At 44.0% G+C, this 20,910-nt stretch carries 20 protein-coding genes and 1 pseudogene; 12 read left to right on the top strand and 9 right to left on the bottom strand.

The genetic code is table 11. The annotated features are described in order from the left end of the window. The first annotated feature begins 266 nt into the window (after positions 1 to 266). The 6 genes from DWX84_RS06085 (at position 267) to DWX84_RS06060 (ending at position 8,419) form a co-directional block, all read left to right on the top strand. Positions 267 to 1,361: a PCMD domain-containing protein gene (locus DWX84_RS06085; RefSeq protein WP_048927579.1), complete on the top strand. Its 1,095-nt coding sequence runs from the start codon at positions 267 to 269 to the stop codon at positions 1,359 to 1,361. Positions 1,362 to 1,374: 13 nt separating this feature from the next. Next, entirely contained in the window at positions 1,375 to 2,157 is a 783-nt protein-coding gene (locus tag DWX84_RS06080) for a porin family protein (protein WP_048927580.1), read from the top strand. Positions 2,158 to 2,307: 150 nt separating this feature from the next. Next, the gene (locus DWX84_RS06075; protein ID WP_005864413.1) at positions 2,308 to 3,756 is read left to right on the top strand and encodes a Gfo/Idh/MocA family protein; all 1,449 of its coding nucleotides are present in this window, start codon (positions 2,308 to 2,310) and stop codon (positions 3,754 to 3,756) included. Positions 3,757 to 3,779: 23 nt separating this feature from the next. Beyond that, the gene (locus tag DWX84_RS06070) at positions 3,780 to 4,784 is read left to right on the top strand and encodes a sugar phosphate isomerase/epimerase (protein WP_008780070.1); all 1,005 of its coding nucleotides are present in this window, start codon (positions 3,780 to 3,782) and stop codon (positions 4,782 to 4,784) included. Positions 4,785 to 4,915: 131 nt separating this feature from the next. Then, on the top strand, positions 4,916 to 8,155 hold the full coding sequence (locus DWX84_RS06065) for a hypothetical protein (protein WP_048927581.1): 3,240 nt from the start codon (positions 4,916 to 4,918) through the stop codon (positions 8,153 to 8,155). 3 nt (positions 8,156 to 8,158) lie between these two features. Beyond that, on the top strand, positions 8,159 to 8,419 hold the full coding sequence (locus tag DWX84_RS06060; RefSeq protein ID WP_048927582.1) for a GNAT family N-acetyltransferase: 261 nt from the start codon (positions 8,159 to 8,161) through the stop codon (positions 8,417 to 8,419). On the opposite strand, the gene DWX84_RS06055 is transcribed toward DWX84_RS06060, so the two are convergent. Further along, positions 8,416 to 9,066: a pentapeptide repeat-containing protein gene (locus DWX84_RS06055; protein ID WP_048927583.1), complete on the bottom strand. Its 651-nt coding sequence runs from the start codon at positions 9,064 to 9,066 to the stop codon at positions 8,416 to 8,418. The two genes, DWX84_RS06060 and DWX84_RS06055, sit on opposite strands and share 4 nt — an antisense overlap. 147 nt (positions 9,067 to 9,213) lie before the next feature. Between DWX84_RS06055 and DWX84_RS06050 the strand changes: the two genes are divergently transcribed. Beyond that, positions 9,214 to 10,071, top strand: coding sequence for a GyrI-like domain-containing protein (locus DWX84_RS06050; RefSeq protein WP_048927584.1), 858 nt, complete (start codon positions 9,214 to 9,216; stop codon positions 10,069 to 10,071). 116 nt (positions 10,072 to 10,187) lie between these two features. On the opposite strand, the gene DWX84_RS21805 is transcribed toward DWX84_RS06050, so the two are convergent. From DWX84_RS21805 to DWX84_RS06030, 5 genes and pseudogenes are all read right to left on the bottom strand, one after another. Further along, positions 10,188 to 10,604, bottom strand: a complete 417-nt coding sequence (locus DWX84_RS21805) for a pyridoxamine 5'-phosphate oxidase family protein (RefSeq protein ID WP_227154481.1) — start codon at positions 10,602 to 10,604, stop codon at positions 10,188 to 10,190. A gap of 15 nt (positions 10,605 to 10,619) precedes the next feature. Next, positions 10,620 to 11,057 (bottom strand): annotated as a pseudogene (locus DWX84_RS21800) (GyrI-like domain-containing protein); the annotation flags it as partial. Positions 11,058 to 11,167: 110 nt separating this feature from the next. After that, positions 11,168 to 11,977 (bottom strand): helix-turn-helix domain-containing protein, encoded by an 810-nt coding sequence (locus DWX84_RS06040; protein ID WP_048927586.1) that lies wholly within the window; start codon positions 11,975 to 11,977, stop codon positions 11,168 to 11,170. Between the two features lie 36 nt (positions 11,978 to 12,013). Then, on the bottom strand, positions 12,014 to 13,105 hold the full coding sequence (gene msrB, locus DWX84_RS06035) for a peptide-methionine (R)-S-oxide reductase MsrB (protein ID WP_048927587.1): 1,092 nt from the start codon (positions 13,103 to 13,105) through the stop codon (positions 12,014 to 12,016). Positions 13,106 to 13,196: 91 nt separating this feature from the next. Further along, complete coding sequence (locus DWX84_RS06030) at positions 13,197 to 14,195, bottom strand: aldo/keto reductase (protein ID WP_048927588.1); 999 nt, start codon at positions 14,193 to 14,195, stop codon at positions 13,197 to 13,199. Positions 14,196 to 14,375: 180 nt separating this feature from the next. Between DWX84_RS06030 and DWX84_RS06025 the strand changes: the two genes are divergently transcribed. The 5 genes from DWX84_RS06025 to DWX84_RS06005 all read left to right on the top strand — a co-directional run bounded on the left by DWX84_RS06025 (position 14,376) and on the right by DWX84_RS06005 (position 19,123). Beyond that, positions 14,376 to 15,410, top strand: coding sequence for an alpha/beta hydrolase (locus DWX84_RS06025; protein ID WP_048927589.1), 1,035 nt, complete (start codon positions 14,376 to 14,378; stop codon positions 15,408 to 15,410). Between the two features lie 36 nt (positions 15,411 to 15,446). Beyond that, entirely contained in the window at positions 15,447 to 16,256 is an 810-nt protein-coding gene (locus DWX84_RS06020) for an AraC family transcriptional regulator (protein ID WP_048927590.1), read from the top strand. A gap of 180 nt (positions 16,257 to 16,436) precedes the next feature. Then, positions 16,437 to 16,889 (top strand): nuclear transport factor 2 family protein, encoded by a 453-nt coding sequence (locus DWX84_RS06015; protein ID WP_070104343.1) that lies wholly within the window; start codon positions 16,437 to 16,439, stop codon positions 16,887 to 16,889. A 12-nt stretch (positions 16,890 to 16,901) separates the two neighbouring features. After that, on the top strand, positions 16,902 to 18,053 hold the full coding sequence (locus DWX84_RS06010) for a carboxymuconolactone decarboxylase family protein (RefSeq protein WP_005864431.1): 1,152 nt from the start codon (positions 16,902 to 16,904) through the stop codon (positions 18,051 to 18,053). 11 nt (positions 18,054 to 18,064) lie between these two features. Beyond that, positions 18,065 to 19,123, top strand: coding sequence for an alpha/beta fold hydrolase (locus DWX84_RS06005; protein ID WP_048927700.1), 1,059 nt, complete (start codon positions 18,065 to 18,067; stop codon positions 19,121 to 19,123). A 52-nt stretch (positions 19,124 to 19,175) separates the two neighbouring features. Here DWX84_RS06005 and DWX84_RS06000 read toward each other — a convergent pair whose 3' ends face one another. Genes DWX84_RS06000 through ung form a run of 3 tightly spaced genes read right to left on the bottom strand, consistent with a single transcriptional unit; the run spans position 19,176 to position 20,880 of the window. Further along, positions 19,176 to 19,487, bottom strand: a complete 312-nt coding sequence (locus tag DWX84_RS06000) for an MGMT family protein (protein WP_005864435.1) — start codon at positions 19,485 to 19,487, stop codon at positions 19,176 to 19,178. Next, complete coding sequence (locus DWX84_RS05995) at positions 19,477 to 20,190, bottom strand: DUF169 domain-containing protein (RefSeq protein WP_048927592.1); 714 nt, start codon at positions 20,188 to 20,190, stop codon at positions 19,477 to 19,479. The genes DWX84_RS06000 and DWX84_RS05995 overlap by 11 nt, the downstream gene beginning before the upstream one ends. A 27-nt stretch (positions 20,191 to 20,217) precedes the next feature. Then, positions 20,218 to 20,880: a uracil-DNA glycosylase gene (gene ung, locus DWX84_RS05990; protein ID WP_005864440.1), complete on the bottom strand. Its 663-nt coding sequence runs from the start codon at positions 20,878 to 20,880 to the stop codon at positions 20,218 to 20,220. Positions 20,881 to 20,910: the final 30 nt, after the last annotated feature.

Genomic DNA, 20,910 nt, shown 5'->3' with positions numbered 1-20,910 from the left:
CTGTGAAGTAAATTTAGGCATAGTCATTTTAACTACTTACTTAGTCGATGAAGTATATATCCTATGGCACTTGAAGTATATATCCTGTGGTACTTGAAGTATATCTGTCCGGTAAGGTTGGTATTGTAAGGATATGTACCATTGCGTCTTTGTAAAAAAAGTTATTAAAAGATATAGGGATGCGATATTGGAGAATATAGTTTAACTTTGTGCATTATGTTCACCCTAAAAGGGCGATGTGTTGTATATAATATAATGTATAGAGTATGACTTTGCGAAATTTGCTTTTCTGTTTTTTTATGGTGATGATCTCTGTTTCATGTATCCGGGAGGAGGCGCCCAATGCGGAAGCGGATATCTTGTCGTGTACGGTGGATGGCGATATATTGAAAGCCGAGCCGGAGATCGACAACGAATCCGTGACACTGACCGTGAAAAGTGACGCCGATATTACAAACCTAGCCCCGGTATTCACCTTGACTCCCGGCGCTACTATCACTCCGGCTAGTGGTTCCGCTTTTGATTTTACGACGCCGAGAACCTATACGGTAACTTCCGAGGATGGTCACTGGACAAAGACTTATACGGTGCGTTGTATCGTCTCCGGCGTAAGCACGGAATATCATTTCGAGCATATAACGATGGAGCCGAAGAATGGACGTTACCAGATATTCTATGACTTTACATCGAATGGAGATTCCGTGACTTGGGCGAGCGGGAATGCCGGATTTGCCTTGACCAATAATAAATTGGAGCCTTTAGACTTCCCAACCATGCAAGACGATAACGGATATGTCGGTAAATGCGCTAAGTTGGTGACCCGCAGCACGGGTAGTTTCGGTAGCGGATTCGGTATGCCTATCGCCGCCGGAAACCTTTTCATCGGTACGTTTGATTTGCTGAACGCTATTCCGGACGCAAGGAAAGGCACGAGATTGGGACGTCCTTTCGATCATGTGCCGACTTACTTGAGTGGTTATTATAAATATAAAGCGGGTGAGTCGTATAAAGTGAATGGCGAGGAGGTAAAAGGTAAGAAAGACCAATGTGATATCTACGCCATCTTCTATGAGACGGATGAGAATGTGAAATATTTGGATGGTTTCAACGGGCTGACAAGCCCGAACCTGATATCCGTTGCCCGGATCAGCGATCAGAAAGAGACGGATGAGTGGATGCGTTTCTATATCCCGTTCGTGGCTAAGCCCGGTAAGGTGATCGATAAGGATAAGCTGGCGAAAGGTGGTTATCAGTTATCCATAGTCTTCTCTTCGAGTTTGAAAGGTGATGTCTTCGAGGGAGCGGAAGGTAGCACGCTTTGGATCGATGAGGTTGAGATAATCCAGTCCGGTGAGAACTAAAAAAACAGAGGATATGAAAAGATATATAGTATTAATAGGTATACTGTGCTTGTCGGGTGTCGTTACGTTGAAGGCGCAACAGGAAAGAAACCAAGGAATAATCTGGTCTTCCCTAAGGGGATTGGAATATACGGTAAAGGCCGGTATCAATATCGGCGGAACCGCTCCGGTGCCATTGCCTCGTGAGATTCGTGCGATAGATAGTTATCGCCCTACGCTTTGTGTCTCCATAGAGGGCGATATCAAGAAATGGTTCGGCGAGAGCAAGGAATGGGGTATGATGATCGGTCTCCGTCTGGAGAATAAAGGTATGGAGACAAAAGCGACGGTTAAGAATTACAGCATGGAGATCATTGGCTCCGGTGGCGAGAAGCTGAAAGGAAACTGGACCGGCGGCGTGCAGACGAAAGTGGAGAACTCTTATTTCTCGATACCGGTCGTGGCTCTTTACCAATTGAATAACCGGGTGAGTTTCTCGGCGGGACCATTTGTCTCGTTCGCTACAAACCGGAACTTCTCCGGCTACGTATACGACGGATATCTGCGTGAGATCAATCCTACCGGTACGAAGGTGGAGTTTTCTGGTGACAACCGTGCTTCCTATGATTTCTCGGATAACTTAAGAAAGTTTCAGTGGGGAGCGCAGATCGGTACAGAATGGAAAGCGTTTAAGCACCTTATCGTATACGCTGACTTGACATGGGGATTGAACGATATCTTCCAAAAGGATTTCGATACGATTACCTTCGGGATGTATCCGATCTATCTGAACGTAGGCTTCGGATATGCGTTTTAGGAATTGATATGAATCAAAATAAGGCTATCCCGGACAAGGATAGCCTTTTTTATTAAAAGATTATTATGGAAATAAATTATTTTTTATAACTTTGGGGCGATAATTCTCAGACCAAGTTACATTTTATCTTATATTATTAACAAAATTACCATGAAAGAAAACACTAAGAAGGGCGTAAGCCGTAGAGAGTTTTTGGGTCTTTCCGCACTAGGATTGGCTAGTTTAACAATTCTTCCCAGTTGGGCCATGAATGGCGTTCGTATCGCTCCGAGCGATCGAGTCGTTTTAGGTTTTATCGGCCTAGGTCAGCAAGCATTATCAGACTTTAAAGGATTTGCCGCATGTCCGGGCGTACAGGTTGCCGCATGTTGTGACGTGGACACGATGAAAACAGAGCGTTTCAGAAGACGTGTCGCTGAATGGCAAGCTTCAAAGGGAATGAACCAACGTTGTGATCAATATGAGTTTTACGAGGATTTGCTGGAGCGTAAGGATATCGATGCTATCGAGGTCGCTACCCCGGACCATTGGCATGCTTTGGCTACCATCCATTCTTGTCAATCCGGAAAAGACGTATATTGCCAGAAACCGTTGGCTTATACGATCTCCGAAGGCTTGGCTATGGTGAAGGCTGTACGTAATAACAAACGTGTGCTTCAAGTAGGTAGCCAGCAACGTTCCAGCAAAGAGTTCCAAGCTGCGATCGATATGGTTCAGAATGGAGCCATCGGTCATATAGAGAAAATATATGCACGTGTAGGTGAGCCTCCTACGCCGCTGAGCTTGCCGGAAATGCCGGTTCCCGCTAATTTGAACTTCAATCAGTGGATGGGGCCGTTGAACGATCCGAAGATCCATTATCATCCCGATTTATGTCCTCCTATTTCTCTGGATCCGGAAGAGAACGAGAAACTATGGGGTGCATGGCGTTGGTATCAAGAGACCGGTAATGGCTATACTGCTGACTGGGGTGCTCATATGTTTGATATCGCCCAAGCTGCTATCGGTATGGATGGTTCTGGTCCGGTTGAGTTTACGCCCAAGGGATACAATGGCACACAATATTCAACTATGCGCTATGCGAATGGTATCGTAATGACTGAACAACCTTATTTGGAGGATAATCCGGATGCGCAGGGTATTAAGTTTGTCGGAGATAACGGTTGGATCGAGGTAGCTCGTGGCTACATCAACTGCTCTGATCAGTCTAAGATCCCCTCCGACCTGAAGAACTTGATCGAGAAGCGCCCGAGAATGATGACTCCGGAAGAGCGTAAGAAGATGTATGAGGAATATATGAAGAAGCTGAAAGACAGTAAAAAGAAGGGTAACGATGCTGGCAATTATGAGACTAGCGCTCCGCATATGCAGAACTTCATCGACTGCGTTCGTTCACGTGAGAATCCGATCGCACCGGTTGAGGTAGGTTGCAGTACGAATACGCTTTGCTGTTTACAGAATATTGCCCGTGAGCTAGGCCGTCCGGTTAAATGGAACCCGGCTACATTAAGCTTCGGTAATGATAAGGAGGCGGCTTCCCACCGTTTGTACTGGTATCAATATCGCAACCCGTATTCATTGCCTTATTTCTGTAAATAAGCCTATTTAAATAGAATGATGTTATGAGTAACAGACGGGATTTCTTAAAAAATATCTCTCTCTTTACCGCTGGTGGATTGCTGGCTGGTAAAGCCGGTTCCGTAAATGCGGCGAACGCTGCGTTGGGAGTTGTGGATGAGGTCCATGCCAGCAAAGAGATTGGCTTGCAGATCTATTCTTTATCCCAAGAATTATATAAAGGTGACGTGGCCGCTAATCTTCGGAAGGTGAAGGATATGGGATACTCCAAGCTGGAGTTGGCGGGTTATGGTAAAGGCGCTATCGGGGGTGTTCCTATGATGGACTTCAAGAAAATGGCGGAAGACGCTGGCTTGAAGATCATTAGCTCGCACGTGAATCCGGTAGACACATCTATTTCTGACCCTTTTAAGGCTATGATTTTCAAATACTCGAAGGAGGTTACCCCAAAGATCATGGAGTATTGGAAAGCTACGGCTGCCGATCATGCGAAACTAGGCTGTAAATATTTGATCCAGCCGATGATGCCGACGATTACTACGCACGATGAGGCTAAACTTGTTTGCGATATTTTCAATCAGGCCTCGGATGTTATCAAGGCGGAGGGTATCGCCACTGGTTTTGGCTATCATAATCATAATATGGAGTTCAATCGGGTCGCGACGAAAGAGCAACAGGAGAAGGTGAAAGGAAATCCTTTCGCCGCTTTCATGAAAGTCGGAGACCAAATTTATGACTTGATGCTGAAAGATACGGACCCGAGCAAGGTTTACTTCGAGATGGATGTTTATTGGACTGTCATGGGACAAAACGATCCTGTCGAGTATATGCAGAAACATCCGGATCGTATCAAGGTATTACATATCAAGGATCGTGCTGTATTCGGCCAAAGTGGTATGATGAACTTTGAGATGATATTCAAGCAAATGTACGCAAACGGAATCAAAGACTATTTCGTAGAGTTGGAGCAGATGCCGGACGGACGTACTCAATTTGCGGGTGTGAAGGATTGCGCCGACTATTTGATCAAGGCTCCTTTTGTAAAATGAAGTAACAATCGATAGATCGTAAGCCTCGGGGTTAATAGACTCCGGGGCTTTTTTATTAGATGAAAGGCAACATAAACGGGTCTATTTTGTTTTTATAAAAAGAAGTTTATATCGCAAAAATCAAGGAAAGGATGAGTTCTAGGATAAGGAAGATATTGAAACATACGGTGATCGCTGTTTTATCGCTGGCTGTATTGTTCCTAGTTTTGAATCTTTTCCTGACAGGTCGTTTGGAGCGGTACCTGAAAAGAGAACTGATAGAGCGTACGGCGAATGCTACGGATGGTTTTTATCGCCTTTCTTTCGATAAGCTTTCTATTAGCTTCTTCAAGGGAGAGCTAAGGCTAGAGGGTATTTCATTGGAGCCGGACTCTAAGGTCTTTGAACATTGGGCCGCCTTGGATAGCTTGCCCGATACCTATGTAAGTACCCGGATTGAGGTGATAGATTTTAAGGGAATTAATTTGGTATGGCGATGGAATTACCGGCAACTCCATTTCAATACCTTTGAGATCCGCTCGCCGGAGGTTCGTGTATACGGCTCTTCCGGATCAAACCCGTTAGTTTCCGGACTGGCGGCAGATACGGTAGAGCATGCCGAATCGAAGACCTTGTACGAGGTGATCTCTCCATACATAGATGCCCTGAGCGTAAAGACCTTGAACTTGGAAAATGCCAGTATCTCTTATAATGTGGAAAACCAAGTCTCGCCGATTATCTATACGTTGAATAACGTAAGTTTCCATGCGTATGGTTTTATGTTGGATTCTACCTCTTCACGGAGCGGGAAGCTGTTGTATTGCGATAACTTCGATTTTGTCACGAACCAGCCGCAAACCTTGTTGGTAAATAATGATTTTAGGTTGGAGACGGATAGTATATGCCTCAGTACCCAAGATTCCATTATCTATATCCAAAAAATCCAATTGCTTCCGCAAGAATTATTGTGGGGGGAGACCAATCGGAAACCTACGAATTATCTGGAAGGGAAAGTGCAAACCGTAGAGATACAAGGGATTCACTTTAGACGGGAAGAAGCCTTGAACTATTTGTCCGCCCGTAATTTTGAGATACAATCTTCGGATATCAAGGTGTATGACTTGACTCGGGAGAAGAAGCAGGCGAATGCCGATGTGGATTCTTTGGTGCAAGCCTTATCGTTATATGATGTGATCTCTCCGGTACTACATAGTATATCCGTGGATCAAATACGAATAGAGCGAACCGCCCTTCACTATTCCTTAGCCTTGAAAGGGCAGATAGAGGACTTCTCGATCCCTGAGTTTAATTTCCATGCGGAAGGTCTTCTGATCGACTCCTTGGTAGCTCCGGGCGAGGAACTGAATTATTTTCGTTCCATTGCGTTTGAGGCGAATGATATACAAGGGATCATGAGGGCTCGTAATCATCGGTTCGATATCAAGCGTTTGGCGATGAATACGGCCTTAGGTTCGTTTCATATAGATAGCATGCGACTACGTCCGTTGTCGGTCCGCTCCCGTAATGATTATTTGTCGGGAAGTATCGATACGATCCGGATAGACGGGTTGGCGTACGACAAAGGTGTTAGCGCAGATTTACTGAAGGTTCGGTCGCCTCGCTTGGTTTATTATAAAACGCCCTCCGTTGAATCTCCGGATAAAGGGAAAAGCACATCTGTAAATAGCCGTGTGGATGTGGAGAGTTTGTTAAATCCTTTCCTTCGGTATCTTTCCATCCGTAAGATCCAGATTCAGAACGCAAATGTGACATTGGAGGATCGTGAGATAAATGACACGACCCGGTACCGACTCAACGGCCTTAATTTCTTTGCTACGAATTTCTTGGTGGATGAGCAAACGAACCGGAGTGGGCAATTGTTTTTCAAGTATGATCATTTTGGTCTTAGTTTCCGGGATTTCGATAACTACTTACCGGGAAAGGATCTGCGTGTGACTATAAGAAAAGGTTCGCTATCCACCGTAAACGGCTCTTTCCGTCTACAGGATGTGACCCTGGCCGCTAAAAAGGACTCGATACGTTTTTCAACCCCATTGATTTCTTTAACGGGAATCCGGATTCCCAAGAATAGCATCTATCAGATCGGGTTTGACCGATTTGATTTATCCGATGGTGATTTTTCTATGTCTTGGGGATCGGATACGACAATATTGCGGACTGAGAGCCAAAAGGATATCCAATTGGCTTTGGAGAATGTGTTTGTGGATTTGAAGAAGAAGACGTTTCAATTAGGTGATCTTCAGCTACAGACGAAGGATATCGATATACCGTTGGATAACGGCTTCTACCGTTTGAAAATCGGGGGGCTGGATTTGAGAGAGTCAGGTTTGAGGTTGGATCACGTACATTTAGTCTCGCCTTATTCTAAAATGGAATTCGCTTATAAACAGCCTAAGCATCAAGATTGGTTTGACGTGAAGGTTGGGAACGTGAGATTGACCGACGTGGATATTCCCGGATATTTCTCAACCAAGGAATTACATGTGGGAGGGCTCTGGATAAACGATGTCTTATTACAAAACTTAAAGAACCGGAAGATCCCGGTGGAGCCTCATATCGTCCCGATGATTTATGAGGGTTTGCAAAAGGCTCCGGTCCGTTTCAAGATAGATACCGCTTCCGTTGCCAATTTCTCCGTGGTTTATGAGGAATTACCCGTTAAAGGTGATAAGCCCGGTAAGCTTTATTTTACCGATATGAATGGCCAATTTTCAGGTTTGACCAATATCGTTTCCTATCCGGAGCAATTCATCAGATTGCATGCGGACGGGAACCTGATGGGATCGGGGCATTTTACGGCTACATGGCAACTCCCGGTAGATTCATTATACGACCGCTTTCTATTGGATGCCCGTTTGGATAGCCTAGACCTGCTTTCCTTGAATGAGATCGTAAAACCTCTGGCGCCGGCGGAAGTAGTGAGCGGTTGGGCACAGGATGTGGTCTTTCATATGGATGCCTCAAGCCGGAAAGGACGGATACGGTTAGACTTCCCGTACCGGAAATTGAAAGTGGCTTTATTGAAAGAGAAAGACGGAGAGACCACACAAAAAGGTTTCTTGTCGAGATTGGCGAACTTAGTTCTACGGGATAATAATCCGGCTCATCCGGAGCGAAAAGATAGTAAATTGCGTAAGGTCGATATGGAAATTGTGCGAGATCCGTATCATTCCACGTTTAACTATCTATGGCAGATGCTAAGACCAGCCTTGGTGGAATCAGTCGGAGTCTCGAAAAAAGAACAGGATGCGGCCTTGAAAGTGGCAGGTTTCTTCACGAAGGTAAAGCGCTTTTTCGGTCTCGATAAAAAGAAGGATAAGCGGGAGGAGATTGATACAAATAATAAGGAAATAGAACCTTTAAAAGAATAAATAATGGAATATACAGTAAATCACTATCCGGAGAAACATCGTTTCGAGGTAGTAGAAGACGGCTTGACAGCCTATGTGGAATATCGTTTAAGAGGAGATGCCTTGGACATTATCCATACCATTGTCCCAAAAAACTTGGAAGGGCGTGGGATTGCGGCGACTCTTGTTGAAACAGCTTATAAATACGCGAAGAAACAGGGGTTGCGCCCTTTGGCTACCTGTTCCTATGCGGTTGTGTGGTTAAAACGCCATCCGGAGTTTTAATCCTTGATCGTAATACCTAATATTCTAGCGATGTCCAGTGCTTGTAAGGAGGTTACGGTAGCACCTTTCAACTCTCCTCCGGGAATCGAGCCAATACGTATACCGGCGATCTCGGAGGAAGTAAGATCGATCCCTTTCAAAGAGGTCCGGTGAAACTCGGCCTCTACTAAATTACAATGTTCGAATTCTACGTTCGTGAATTGGCAATTGTCCAATCCGCCTCCTCGTAAAAAGCATTGATTAAAAGATACGTTCCGGAGTTTGCTCATGGAGAAGATTACATAATCTCCTTTGCAATCCCGGATGGTAGTATGATTAAAGATTGATTCGGAGAAATTCGTTCCGGTAAGTTTACACCCAATGAACTCTACCCGGTAAAAGCCACATCCGGATAAATTTATATTTGATAGGTCACAGTTCTTAAATACCACATCGCTAAACTGAGATTTACGATAATTGCAAGCAATGAAACCACAATTGGTGAATAAGCAGGAATTAACGGATAGGTTCTGTTTAGATACGTCCTCGACGCATAATCCATTGAAAGAACATTCTGTAAAATCATCCTCTTGTCTGGATATACAATCCATCCAGTCCACATCCTCCCGTAAGTTTTTTACCAATCTAGGCGTTGTTATTTTCAACATGTTATTGTTTCCTATTTTAATTTAGATGGTAAAGATAACGGATTTGGGCTGAATAAACGATATCTTTACTTTATAGTTCATTTTAGCAATATCGGAAAAGTGTGTTCGGGATAATTCTTCTACTTTTGCCTTGAAATCCTAAGAATCATGCGAATAAAGACAACGACAAAGACAGAGTATCAACAACGTATCAATGTATTGGTTGAATACATAAATAATCACTTAGGCGAGGATATCGATCTAAATAAGCTGGCGGAGATATCCGGATTCTCTCGTTGGCATTTTCATCGGATCTTCGCGGAGTTCTTAGGGGAACCGGTTGGTACGTTTATCGTTAGGATGCGGGTCGAGACGGCCGCTCGGCTTTTGCGTTACACGGAAATACCTGTCAAGGAGATCGCCTATAAGGTAGGATATGACGTACCCTCTTCTTTGTCTAAGGTTTTTCGCCAGTTTTATGGGATTTCTCCAAATGAATATAGAAACAATAAAGATTATGTAATTATGGAACCGAATAGAATAATGCCCGATATGGAATTGAAGGTCGAGGTAAAAGATTTACCCGGCAAACAAGTAGCCTACATTCGTCTAAACGGAGGGTATAAAGAAATCGATTATCCGGGAACTTGGATGCGCTTGCTCCAATTCGCCAAGGAGCAAAACATTCAGCCATTGAGTTTTTCACCGATCTGCTTGTACCATGATGATCCGAAAGTGACCTCACCGGATAAGCTGCGTACCGATATTTGTATGGAAGTCGCTCCTGCGGTTTGCCCTAAAGGGGAGATTGGTACGAAAAAGGTATTGGAAGGGCGTTTTATGGTCGCTCTTTATAAGGGAACTTATCAGCAATTAGGGGCTGTGTATGATACGCTTTACGGCAAATATCTCCCCGAGATGGGTCTTTCCTTACGAGAAGTGCCTAGCGGCGAGATCTACTTGAATGATCCTCGTAATACGAAGCCGGAGGATTTATTGACTCAGATTTATGTGGCGGTAGAATAATAAGAGCTAGAGAGGTTTCTGAAGTGAATAAATGAATTAATCTTGATTGCCGTCTTCTATAATTAGCGGCAATCAAGATTTTTAATATTTTAGATGCGATAGTATGATGTGATAACTTATATACTTGCTTTTACAAATTCATTATCGATCCAATAAGTCGCTTCTTCGGAAGTGAATTTCAATATACAATAGCTCGGATCTATTACTCCTCCAGGGAAATGGGCGAACATCCAGTCAGACCAAAGGGCTTTCTTGATTTCCATATCGGAAACGATCTCGACCTTACCCGTTAACACGATACTGTCTCCTCCTTTCATAAAGCAAACTCCGGCTTTCGGGTTGAGTTGGAATTGTATTGTCTTATCAGAGAACGTGCCTGTAGAGAACCATATTTGGGAAATACCATCCGCTTTTATTTTTCCCATAGGAACCGGACGGGGATAACCCTCTTCCGTAACAGATGCGAGCATAGCGGTGTCACATTCCGTTAATATGGAAATTGCTTTTTCCTCGATTAGCTTGAGGTCTATCATCTGGACGGGTATACATAAATCGATCATACATTTATCTTGTGGATGTTGATCGAGGGGGATGCTTTGATAGATCTCGAATGATTTGCCCGCACAAGGCTTGCATTGGTGTTTGGATGTAAGCGTGTACATCAAGCTCCATGCGGCGGGTATTTCATCCGTTCCTATCTCAAAATGCCCGATCGCGTAAAGTCCTCCGGATAATAATCCTTTTGAGATCTCACTTTCTCCCTCTACCTCTTGAGGCACTGTTAAACCGATATCCACACTCAACTCCTTTCCTTCGTGTTGGTAAACTGATATAAGTTTATTTGCCGGACCGGTTATAAGTCCTTTTGGCCCGGCCCATTGCATAAGCTTTCTGATAGAGCTTGGGATAAAGCTTATATCTCCTTGATGATGAAGATACACGATGTGTGTAGCTTGTAGTTCTTTTAGTTCAAAAGTGTAATTCATAAGATTCTTATTTGTAAAAGTTCAATAGTGCAAACATACGGAATGACTATTCTTTCTGGTTGTAAAAAAACGACTTTTTATGTGATAGATTCTTGCGATTTTATTTTTAATCAAATATAAGTAAGCGGTTCATCCGCAGGATTTGGTAAAGTCAGGAAGTAGGAAGGAACGTCTCCCGCTAAACGCTTGAATTCTTTGATAAAGTGGGAATGGTCATAGTAGCCGCAATCTAAGGCGATGCTGCTTAAGTCCGTGTGTGGGGCGTTCCTCAGTACTTCTATGGCATATTGGAATTTTATGATCCGGCTGAATTCTTTGGGAGTATATCCGGTGGCATCCTTGAACTTACGTTGGAAATGCCGCTGGCAAATGCAAATCTTGTCGATCAAGTTTTGTACGGGTAGCTGTCCGCGAGACTGTTTTATAAATGAGGTGGCGTATATAATTTGTCTGTCTACTTGAATGGATTGGGTGAGAAGGCGTATAAGATAGCCTTCGATAATGCGGATACGGACGGAATCGTCCGGCTGTTCGCAAAGCATCTCGGCAAAGGCATTATCGAATAAAAGGTTAATATCTGAAGACTGGATGCGAAGATCGGCAAACTGTCCCAAAGGCTCATTCGTGAAAGCTGCCAGCCCACAGGGTTGGAAACGAACTCCTAGCATATGTAGGGAATCTGTCGTAGCGGTAAGATTGGAATAAGACCTCATGGGACCGACAAAAAAGGAACGATAAGGCTGCATGATCATTTGATGCTCATCCGCGGGAATTGTCATATTCCCGATGGAAAAGATGAAATCCGTGCAGCCGTCCGCTAAAATCTTAAAGCGTGTTCCTATTTCCGCATAACCTTTAAACACCCAAAACTTATCGATGAAGGGTGCTAAAAGGGCGCATGGGGTAAATTCTCGATACATACGATTTTATTCAAATAGTAGATCCTATGATTTGTTTTATTTCTTTTCCAAAAGATACATATAATCGCCATAACCTTCTTCTTTCATTTTTGCTTTGGGAATAAATCTCAGGGATGCGCTGTTGATGCAGTATCGTAATCCGCCCTTATCTGTCGGACCATCATTAAATACGTGTCCCAGATGTGCGTCTCCTGTTTTACTGCGCACCTCTATCCGTTTCATGTCATGAGAATTATCGGTATTTTCCATAACAAGGTCTTTATCTATCGGTTTTGAGAAGCTAGGCCACCCACAACCGGAGTCGAACTTATCAGTCGATATGAACAAAGGCTCTCCTGTGGTGATATCTACGTAAATACCTTCACGCTTTTCGTTCCAATATTCATTTTTAAATGCTCTTTCCGTGGCATTTTCTTGTGTTACCGCATATTGCTCGGCCGTCAGTTTGGAGCGTAGTGTCGTATCATCCTGTTTCTGGAATTTCTTTTCAGAAAGGGGCTTGCCGGTCGTTTTCTCCTTATTTGCTTTACGTGCGAAATCGAATAGTTCCGGACTTATATGGCAATAACCGTCCGGATGTTTGCCTAAGTAATCTTGATGATATTCTTCTGCCGGATAGAAATTAACTAATGGCTCCACCTCGACAACGATGGGCTTGGAGTACTTTTTAGCCAATGTCTCTATAGCCTCTTTGATGATAGGCAGATCGGCGGCGTTGGTGTAATAAATGCCGGTACGGTATTGCGATCCTCTGTCATTACCTTGCCGATTGAGACTTGTAGGGTCTATGGTCTTGAAGTATAGTTCTAACAATAGTTTTAAATCGGCTTGTTGAGGATCGTAGCTTACTTCTACTGTCTCGGCAAATCCGGTATTGTCGTTACATACCTGTTCGTAGGTTGGATTTTTGATGCTTGTTTTACCGTTGGCATAACCCACTTGGGTACTAGTAACACCATTGATTTGTTTCATGAAATGTTCTGTTCCCCAGAAACATCCTCCGGCGAAATAGATTTTACTTTGTGCATTCATTTTAGTTGTTTTAGATAGTTGATCACTCATTTTTGTTTGTGCGATTACTAAACCGCTTGCCAATAGCAAAACGATAGTCAAAATTACATGTTTCATCTTATATATATTATTATATAACCAAAATATTAAGAAAATGGTTTCAACTAAAAGTCGTATGCCTTCATGCGGAGGATTATATGCTTGGCTATTATTTGATTTTTGTCCCACCGAATACCTCGCTCATATCCATATGGTCAAGAGCCGTGTCTATCTGATTGATCTCGGCGGGATTTATCTTTATATCCACAGCCCCCGCATTCTCTTTTAGCCGGCAGAGATGACGAGTTCCGGGAATAGGAACGATCCACGGCTTTTTTTGTAGCATCCAAGCTAGGGATATTTGTGCGGGAGTAGCATGATGCTCATCGGCCAGATGGTTTATGAGATCTAGAAGAGGCTTGTTCTTCTCGAAACTTTCTTTTTTGAATTGCGGCATAGTTGCCCGGTAATCATTTTGAGGGTTGAATACGCTTTTGACATCATAGCAAGCGGAAAGTAAACCGTTTGCCAATGGCGAGAAAGCAACGAAGCCAATGCCTAATTCCTCTAGAGAGGGGAAAAGGTTTTCATGCCAACGTGCCATCATGGAATAACGATTTTGTATGGCGGTTATAGGACAGACCTTATGCGCACGGCGAATATAGTCCTCGCCCGCCTCTGATATACCCCAATGTAATACTTTGCCTTCCTTGATCAAGTAGGCCATCGTGTCAGCTACCTCTTCCGGTTCTACTTGGGGATCTATGCGATGCTGATAGTAAAGGTCAAGATGGTCTGTCTTAAGTCTCGCTAAAGAGCCTTCCACGGCTAAACGAATCGACTTCGGTTTAGAATTCGGGATAAGGGGATAAGGGCCACATTCGCTAGACTTATCAAAAGTGAGTCCAAACTTAGTAGCGATCACGATTTTATCACGAAATGGCTTTAAGGCATCGCCTAAAAGCTCCTCATTGTCATGAGGATTCGTGTTTGTACCATATACTTCGGCCGTATCGAAGAAGGTATATCCCATATCAACGGCGAGGGCAAATAATTCCGTCATCTCTTTTCTGTCGGCAGGTGCGCCATAAGCATGGCTCATACCCATGCAACCCAATCCTATAGTTGAGACCCTAAGTCCGCTTAATCCCAAAACTCTGTATTCCATATTTATTTATATTTTATCTGAGCGCAAAGTTGGGAAGAAGTATCTCCACCGGTGTAACAACAATTGCGGATATAAATACAATTATTTCGGTTTTCTGTAAAAATGGTGATACAATCCGTAATCTGTATTCATTCTGTATGATTGGGTAAATGTATCTTAGCGGTCAAAAAATAATAGAATATGAAGAGTAAAATTATTGTAGCTTTATTAATTATGAACATGGTAATAAGTGCTTCCGCACAAAATCAGAATCAGTATGGATTGGTATATCGCGATGCGGTAAGTGAAAATGTGGTTGGAAAAGTAAATATACATCCTGTCTCGTATGAGGTTGGAGGTATAGGGGTAGTGGCGAATATCTATACTCCTGCGAATTATGATTCCTCAAAAGAGTATGTAGCTATTGTTGTTGCTCATCCTAATGGGGGCGTGAAAGAACAAGTTGCGGGTCTCTATGCGCAACGGCTGGCAGAGCTTGGATATATAACTATCGCTGCCGATGCGCGTTATCAAGGAGCAAGTGGTGGTGAGCCTCGGAATACAGATCGTCCGGCCAACCGGATAGAAGATATTCATGGTATGGTGGATTTCATATCTCAATATCCGGGTGTAGATGCCAGTCGTATAGGTGCGCTTGGTATTTGTGGCGGTGGAGGTTACACGCTTGGGGCTGCACAGGGTGATAAACGGATAAAGGCGGTCGCTACACTCAGCATGTTTAATTCGGGGCGTGTACGTCGTAATGGTTTTCAGGATTCCCAGATAAATACCATACAACAACGTTTAACCCAAGCGGCTGAGGCTAGAAATGAAGAGGCCAAAGGCAAAGTTCTATACACGGGTGAGATGAATGTCTCCGATGAGGAGGCGGCGAAACTACCGTTTGCCCTATATCGTGATGGTTATGAGTATTACTTTAAAACCCATGCTCATCCGAATTCGACATTTCGCTATACCATGAGCAGTTTATTGGATCTTATGACTTGGGATGCTACGGATCATATCGACTTGATCGACCAGCCTTTGCTATTGATCGCCGGAAGTGATGCCGATACAAAATATATGTCTGACGAAGCTTTTGAAAAGGCTACCGGAACAAAAGATAAAGAGATGTATCTTATTCCAGGAGCGGAGCATATCAAAACTTATTTTGTCCCGGAATATGTGAATCTAGCGGTAAATAAAATGAAAGATTTCTTCGGGATGAAATTGTAATTTGATTAAATTTGTACGATCTAAAATGGGGGTATCATGAAATATGGCAAAGATAGTGTTATTATCTCTGATAGTCTGAATGGGCTTGGGACAGATATTTATAAAGAGTATCTGTCTCATGCCTTGTGTTTGGGTGGAGCATGTAAATTCGAGTTCAATGGAAATCCATTCGAGTTACGTGAAGGGGATTGTATGATTGTGCGTAAAGGAAAACTGGTTGAGAAGATCACCCCATCTGCGGATTTTAAGGTTAAAGTCATTTATGTCACTCCCCAATTCATTGAGCTTTGTACTCCCCAGAATAATTATGGAATGAAAGGCCAGTTATCTTTGTTCCTGAATCCTGTGATGCGTCTGGATCGCAAGCAACAGGATATCTGTAAGAAAGATTTCGAGAATATAGAGTATAGGTTTAACAATGAAAACCATAATTTTTATCGTGACATAATGATTAATGTGATCCAGACAATGATTCTGGATTTCTTCGATTTTCACTCACATATTTATGGGGAGGAGAAGATCTCGGCCCAATATGCCTCCATTATGAGTAAGTTCCTGCAAATGCTGGAAGATGGGGTTTATCGCCAGCATAGAGACGTTACATACTATGCCTCGGAATTATGCGTGACGCCGAAGTATTTATCGGAAGTGACGAAAAAGGTGAGTGGCTATGCGGCAAATTATTGGATTAACCGTTATACGATATTGGATATATCACGGCTTTTGCGTGATAAGTCATTATCTTTCGTTTATATTTCCGATTTGTTTGGTTTCTCTTCTCCCTCTTATTTCAGCCGTTATGTGCAGCATAATTTAGGTATAAAGTCCTCAGATTATAGGGAGTGACCTTGTAAGCTAGCTTCACTCCTTTCCTTTTCGGTAAAATTTGTAGTTGACACCGACTTTTTTGTATTGTCTCAAAACTCCTTTGGTCGTAACTTCGCAACGAAGAATAGGTATAAATAGATGATGGAAAACTATTTATATATAATGTATAATCAAATTAATAAAGCCATGCAAAAAATTATGAGATCATTATTTATCGCGACATTGTTGTTGGTATCGATGGGAATGGGTGCCTATGCGCAGGAAACAAAAAAGACATTTACTCCGAAGCAGCAGGAGATGATAGATTTGTCTAATGCGAAATGGAAATGGATGTCAGAAAAAGATGTGGATAAGCTCGACGCCCTCTTCCACGAGAACTCTATGTTTGTACATATGGGTGGTTCGTGGGGTAAGCAGCCGGAGCTTGATGTGATCCGTACGGGAAACATACATTACAAGCATGCGGAGATACATGATGTAGATGTTAAATTCGCCGGTTGCGCCGGAATCGTATATAGCCGTATTCATCTTAATTCGGTAGTTGGTGGTAGGGAGGTCAGGTTCCCTTTCATCGTGACTGAGACGTACGTGAAGGAAGACGGACAATGGAAACTTGCTACCTTAGCATTTACTCGTACGGTAGGAGAATAATGATAAATACATATGAATATGAGACAGAACTTTCTAATCCGGCTTTTCTGCCTATGTTTGTTCCCGGTTTTCACCATGGCGCAAAATACGGATAATTTCAGACAACCGTACCCCTTGGGTACTAAGTTGCCGGAAGCGTCCGCGAAGAACTTCATTGGTCAGGCGTATATCGCTCCGATTACGGTTAATAGGGAGCTGAATGTCCCAATGTCTAATGTCACTTTTGAGCCTCGTTGCCGGAATAACTGGCATTATCATAAAGGGGGGCAGATACTTGTCGCGTCAGCAGGCATAGGCTACTATCAGGAAAAGGGGAAACCGGCCAGAAGATTGTATCCGGGGGATATCGTGGAAATTGCGCCTGACGTGATTCACTGGCATGGGGCGGCTCCGGATAGCTGGTTTGCTCACGTTGCCGTAAGTTGCAATCCTCAAACGAATGAGGCGGTGTGGCTCAGTCCGGTGGGAGAGAAGGAATATCAAGAAGCGACAAGCCAAGCGGAGAATGTGTATGCCGAAGCAAACCGGGTATTGGAAGCCAGGGAACAAGCCATTGTCTCTATCGCGGCGTACACGGGCAAGGGAGACTTGGCGCATCTGAGACAGGCGCTTGTGAAGGGACTTGAATCCGGTATGACCGTTAATGAAGTAAACGAAGTATTAATACATGCCTATGCTTATTGTGGATTTCCTCGCAGCTTAAGAGCCATACAGACATTTATGCAAGTCATTGAAGAGAGAAAAAGCATGGGAATTAAAGATGTAGAGGGTCGTGAAGCCTCTGCTATCGAGGACGGTGGGAGTCGATATGAGCGGGGACGGGATATTCTGGCGGAAATATCGGGTACGTCTGCTTCTGTCCCTAAAGCCGGATATGCGGTATTTGCCCCGACGATCGAACGTTTCCTCAAGGAACATCTGTTCGCGGACCTTTTTGAGCGCGACTTATTGACATATAGGGAGCGTGAATTGGCGACCGTGTCTGTATTGGCAGGCGTTGGCGGTGTTGAACCTATGGCTTACGGCCATATGTCAATTTGCTTGCATCTGGGTATTACGCCAGAGCAACTTACGGCTTTGCTAAATATCGTAGAGATAAACCTAGGGAAAAAGAGTTCAGATCCATTACGTGATGTGCTCGGACAATTAACGGATAAAAAATGAATCAGAAGAATATGAAGAAGATTTTATTATTAGCATTATTAATACCCGTGTTTGGAATGGCAGATGCCCAGGATTTAGTGATCGCTAAACAAGGGCATTTCTCAGTAGGAGGACAAACCATACAGCGTCCGGGTACGTATGACAACAGTAAGTTTGTCGGTTGGGCTACCCAAGTCGAGACCGGGCAGAGCTATCGTGCGGATCATGCTTTCGTGGATTTCCAAGTTCTGGCCCATGCGAAAAAATTGCCTTTGGTTTATGTTCATGGTTATGGTGGCTCTGGGGTATGTTGGCAAATGACACCCGATGGGCGGGATGGTTTCGCTACTCTCATGTTACGCCGGGGATATAGCAGTTACGTGATGGATCTTCCCGGTCGTGGCCGTGCCGGAAGGACATCTGCTACGACTACGGTCAAGCCGCTGGCCGATGAGATGTTCTGGTTTGACATCTGGCGTATCGGGATTTGGCCGGAATATAACAAAGGTGTGCAGTTTCCGTCTGATTCAGCCTATCTATCGCAGTTTTTCCGGGAGATGACGCCCGATATCAGTGATCACAAACAAGATGTACCGGCAATCAATGCCTTGACGGAAAAAATAGGGGACAATATCCTTGTAACACATTCGGCGGGAGGTTTCCCGGGATGGATGGCCGCTATACAAAATCCGAATGTCAAGGCTGTCGTTTCATATGAGCCGGGTGGCTATGTGTTTCCCGAGGGGGAGGTGCCCGATCCGATCGCCGGACTTACCGGTGGGGCGACTGGAGTAGCTATTCCTATGGAACAGTTCTTGCGACTTACCCGGATTCCAATCGTAATGTATTTCGGTGATTATATTCCGGAGACTCCATCAGAGAATCTTGGTGGCGAGAATTGGCGTGTACGTCTGCAAATGGGACGTAAATTCGTGGAGGCCATAAATAGGCATGGGGGAAACGCAACCTTAGTTGAGTTGCCCAAGATCGGTATTTATGGTAATACCCATTTCTTGATGCAGGATTTGAATAATGGCCAACTAGCGGATCTGCTGGGCGAATGGTTGGAAAAGAATGATCTTGGCAAATAGCATTGGGAATGGTTCTTTTAAGAACTTGCTGATTTTACATTTTGTTATCGGATTAGATAATCGGTAATATATCCTCCCAAATATGTTTCTTCAAGTCAACGCAGCCATTCTTCTTGAAGGTAATGCCTTCTTTCTCCAATAATCCCCGTTGTTCCGCCCAGTTGGGAGCTAATCTGCCTTGGCTGTTTACCACCCGGTGGCAAGGCAGGTTCAGTTCTTTCGGGACGTTGAACATTGCCTGCCCTACCATACGGGAACATTGTGGCCTTCGGGCGAGCTTGGCTAGCTGCCCGTAGGTAACCACACATCCTTCTGGTATCTCTCTGACGATGTTATAAACTTCCGTATAAAAATCAGCCTTCATTGATTCTGGTTTTTATTTTCGCCCATGCGTGTGTATCGTATAGGGAGGAGTTACGCATTGTCTGATACATCGTCTTGAAACGTGACATCGGGATCGTGAGACTTAATAAGTTGCTTTCCACATATGGTCGGACCGAGGGATCGAAGAAACCAAGGAACGTGCGGTGACCTCCTTGTCTATTTTCGTTGACAGTGAGCGTGATGGTGGAGCTGCAACCGGAACCAAATGGTGTGGAGACGGCATCCGGATTATTGTTGTCGAAAAAGGTCCAAGTAATTAACCCTGACAAGATATCCGGAGTTGCGAGGAACAAAAGCCCCTCTACCTTTTCAAACGAGGTTAATCGATCGATCCTTGCGAAATGGAGGTATGGGAGGGAGGACCTTTGTACGTTCATGCCTTTTATACCCTCGACTACCATTTCCGGAGTTTGCTTATATCTCTCTTTTAAAGAGACAAAATTGGGGACATGCTCTGGCATAGGGGTGAATCCTGTATAAAACTTTCCACCTCCGCAGCCAACGCTATCTCCGTTCATACTGATAATCTCGCCTTGCCTAATAGCGGGAAGGGCCTTGAATAAACAGCCTTGTGTCTGCTTTAATTCTCCAAGTAGAGAATCGGAATACCAGAAAGCGATCGGCAATTCCGCCTTTAGAGAAAATGCTTCGTAATAATTGTTGATGAAAGTTTGAATATCCATATGCGATTGATTTAGGTTGATTTATACTTACCAATCGATTTCCGGGATGCCTTTACCCCGTAAGAAATCATTAGCCTTACTGAAATGCTTACAACCGAAGAAACCATATTCGGCGGAGCGGGGAGATGGATGTACGGTCGTTAGGACCAAATGCTGGCTCGTATCGATAAGGGAAATCTTGGCTTTTGCGTAACTACCCCATAACATGAATACTAGATTTTCCCGTTCGTCGCTTAATTTCTTGATAACGGCGTCCGTGAATGTTTCCCATCCCCTGTTCCGGTGCGAACCTGTTTGGTGGGCACGGACCGTGAGGACGGAATTCATCGGAAATACGCCTTGGCTTACCCAACGATCCAAATTCCCGGAGGAAGGGATCGGTTTCCCAAGATCATCGTAGATCTCTTTGAATATATTCATCAAGGAGCTGGGAATCGCCACGCCATCGGGTACCGAGAAGCAGACCCCGTAGTATTGCCCCGGATTTGGATAGGGGTCTTGTCCCAAGATAACGACTTTTACCTTCTCAAACGGGCATGCGTTAAATATATGGAATATCTGGGACCCGGGAGGAAGTACGTGCGCTTGCTTATATTCGTTTTTGACAAATGTCACCAATTGCTCGAAATAAGGCTTGTCAAATTCTTCTTGCAGACGTTTTCTCCAACTTTCATCTATTCTAACATTCATGGTGTTTTTCTTATTCTTCCACCAAAGGTA

Origin of the sequence: Parabacteroides sp. AF21-43 (assembly GCF_003635435.1) — a bacterium.
Classification (GTDB): domain Bacteria; phylum Bacteroidota; class Bacteroidia; order Bacteroidales; family Tannerellaceae; genus Parabacteroides; species Parabacteroides distasonis.
The sequence above is the reverse complement of the archived record's forward strand: the minus strand, read 5'-3'. Positions and strand labels throughout refer to the sequence as shown.

What these genes read in the sequence shown, in the direction of transcription:
- DWX84_RS06030 (WP_048927588.1), bottom strand. Translation starts at nt 14,195, where the DNA reads ATGGAATACAGAGTTTTGGGATTAAGCGGACTTAGGGTCTCAACTATA.
- DWX84_RS05995 (WP_048927592.1), bottom strand. Translation starts at nt 20,190, where the DNA reads ATGGATATTCAAACTTTCATCAACAATTATTACGAAGCATTTTCTCTA.
- DWX84_RS06050 (WP_048927584.1), top strand. Translation starts at nt 9,214, where the DNA reads ATGCGAATAAAGACAACGACAAAGACAGAGTATCAACAACGTATCAAT.
- DWX84_RS06075 (WP_005864413.1), top strand. Translation starts at nt 2,308, where the DNA reads ATGAAAGAAAACACTAAGAAGGGCGTAAGCCGTAGAGAGTTTTTGGGT.
- DWX84_RS06025 (WP_048927589.1), top strand. Translation starts at nt 14,376, where the DNA reads ATGAAGAGTAAAATTATTGTAGCTTTATTAATTATGAACATGGTAATA.
- DWX84_RS06000 (WP_005864435.1), bottom strand. Translation starts at nt 19,487, where the DNA reads ATGAAGGCTGATTTTTATACGGAAGTTTATAACATCGTCAGAGAGATA.
- DWX84_RS06060 (WP_048927582.1), top strand. Translation starts at nt 8,159, where the DNA reads ATGGAATATACAGTAAATCACTATCCGGAGAAACATCGTTTCGAGGTA.
- ung (WP_005864440.1), bottom strand. Translation starts at nt 20,880, where the DNA reads ATGAATGTTAGAATAGATGAAAGTTGGAGAAAACGTCTGCAAGAAGAA.
- DWX84_RS06040 (WP_048927586.1), bottom strand. Translation starts at nt 11,977, where the DNA reads ATGTATCGAGAATTTACCCCATGCGCCCTTTTAGCACCCTTCATCGAT.
- DWX84_RS21805 (WP_227154481.1), bottom strand. Translation starts at nt 10,604, where the DNA reads ATGATAGACCTCAAGCTAATCGAGGAAAAAGCAATTTCCATATTAACG.
- DWX84_RS06065 (WP_048927581.1), top strand. Translation starts at nt 4,916, where the DNA reads ATGAGTTCTAGGATAAGGAAGATATTGAAACATACGGTGATCGCTGTT.
- DWX84_RS06005 (WP_048927700.1), top strand. Translation starts at nt 18,065, where the DNA reads ATGAAGAAGATTTTATTATTAGCATTATTAATACCCGTGTTTGGAATG.
- DWX84_RS06085 (WP_048927579.1), top strand. Translation starts at nt 267, where the DNA reads ATGACTTTGCGAAATTTGCTTTTCTGTTTTTTTATGGTGATGATCTCT.
- DWX84_RS06055 (WP_048927583.1), bottom strand. Translation starts at nt 9,066, where the DNA reads ATGTTGAAAATAACAACGCCTAGATTGGTAAAAAACTTACGGGAGGAT.
- DWX84_RS06010 (WP_005864431.1), top strand. Translation starts at nt 16,902, where the DNA reads ATGAATATGAGACAGAACTTTCTAATCCGGCTTTTCTGCCTATGTTTG.
- DWX84_RS06020 (WP_048927590.1), top strand. Translation starts at nt 15,447, where the DNA reads ATGAAATATGGCAAAGATAGTGTTATTATCTCTGATAGTCTGAATGGG.
- DWX84_RS06080 (WP_048927580.1), top strand. Translation starts at nt 1,375, where the DNA reads ATGAAAAGATATATAGTATTAATAGGTATACTGTGCTTGTCGGGTGTC.
- DWX84_RS06070 (WP_008780070.1), top strand. Translation starts at nt 3,780, where the DNA reads ATGAGTAACAGACGGGATTTCTTAAAAAATATCTCTCTCTTTACCGCT.
- DWX84_RS06015 (WP_070104343.1), top strand. Translation starts at nt 16,437, where the DNA reads ATGAGATCATTATTTATCGCGACATTGTTGTTGGTATCGATGGGAATG.
- msrB (WP_048927587.1), bottom strand. Translation starts at nt 13,105, where the DNA reads ATGAAACATGTAATTTTGACTATCGTTTTGCTATTGGCAAGCGGTTTA.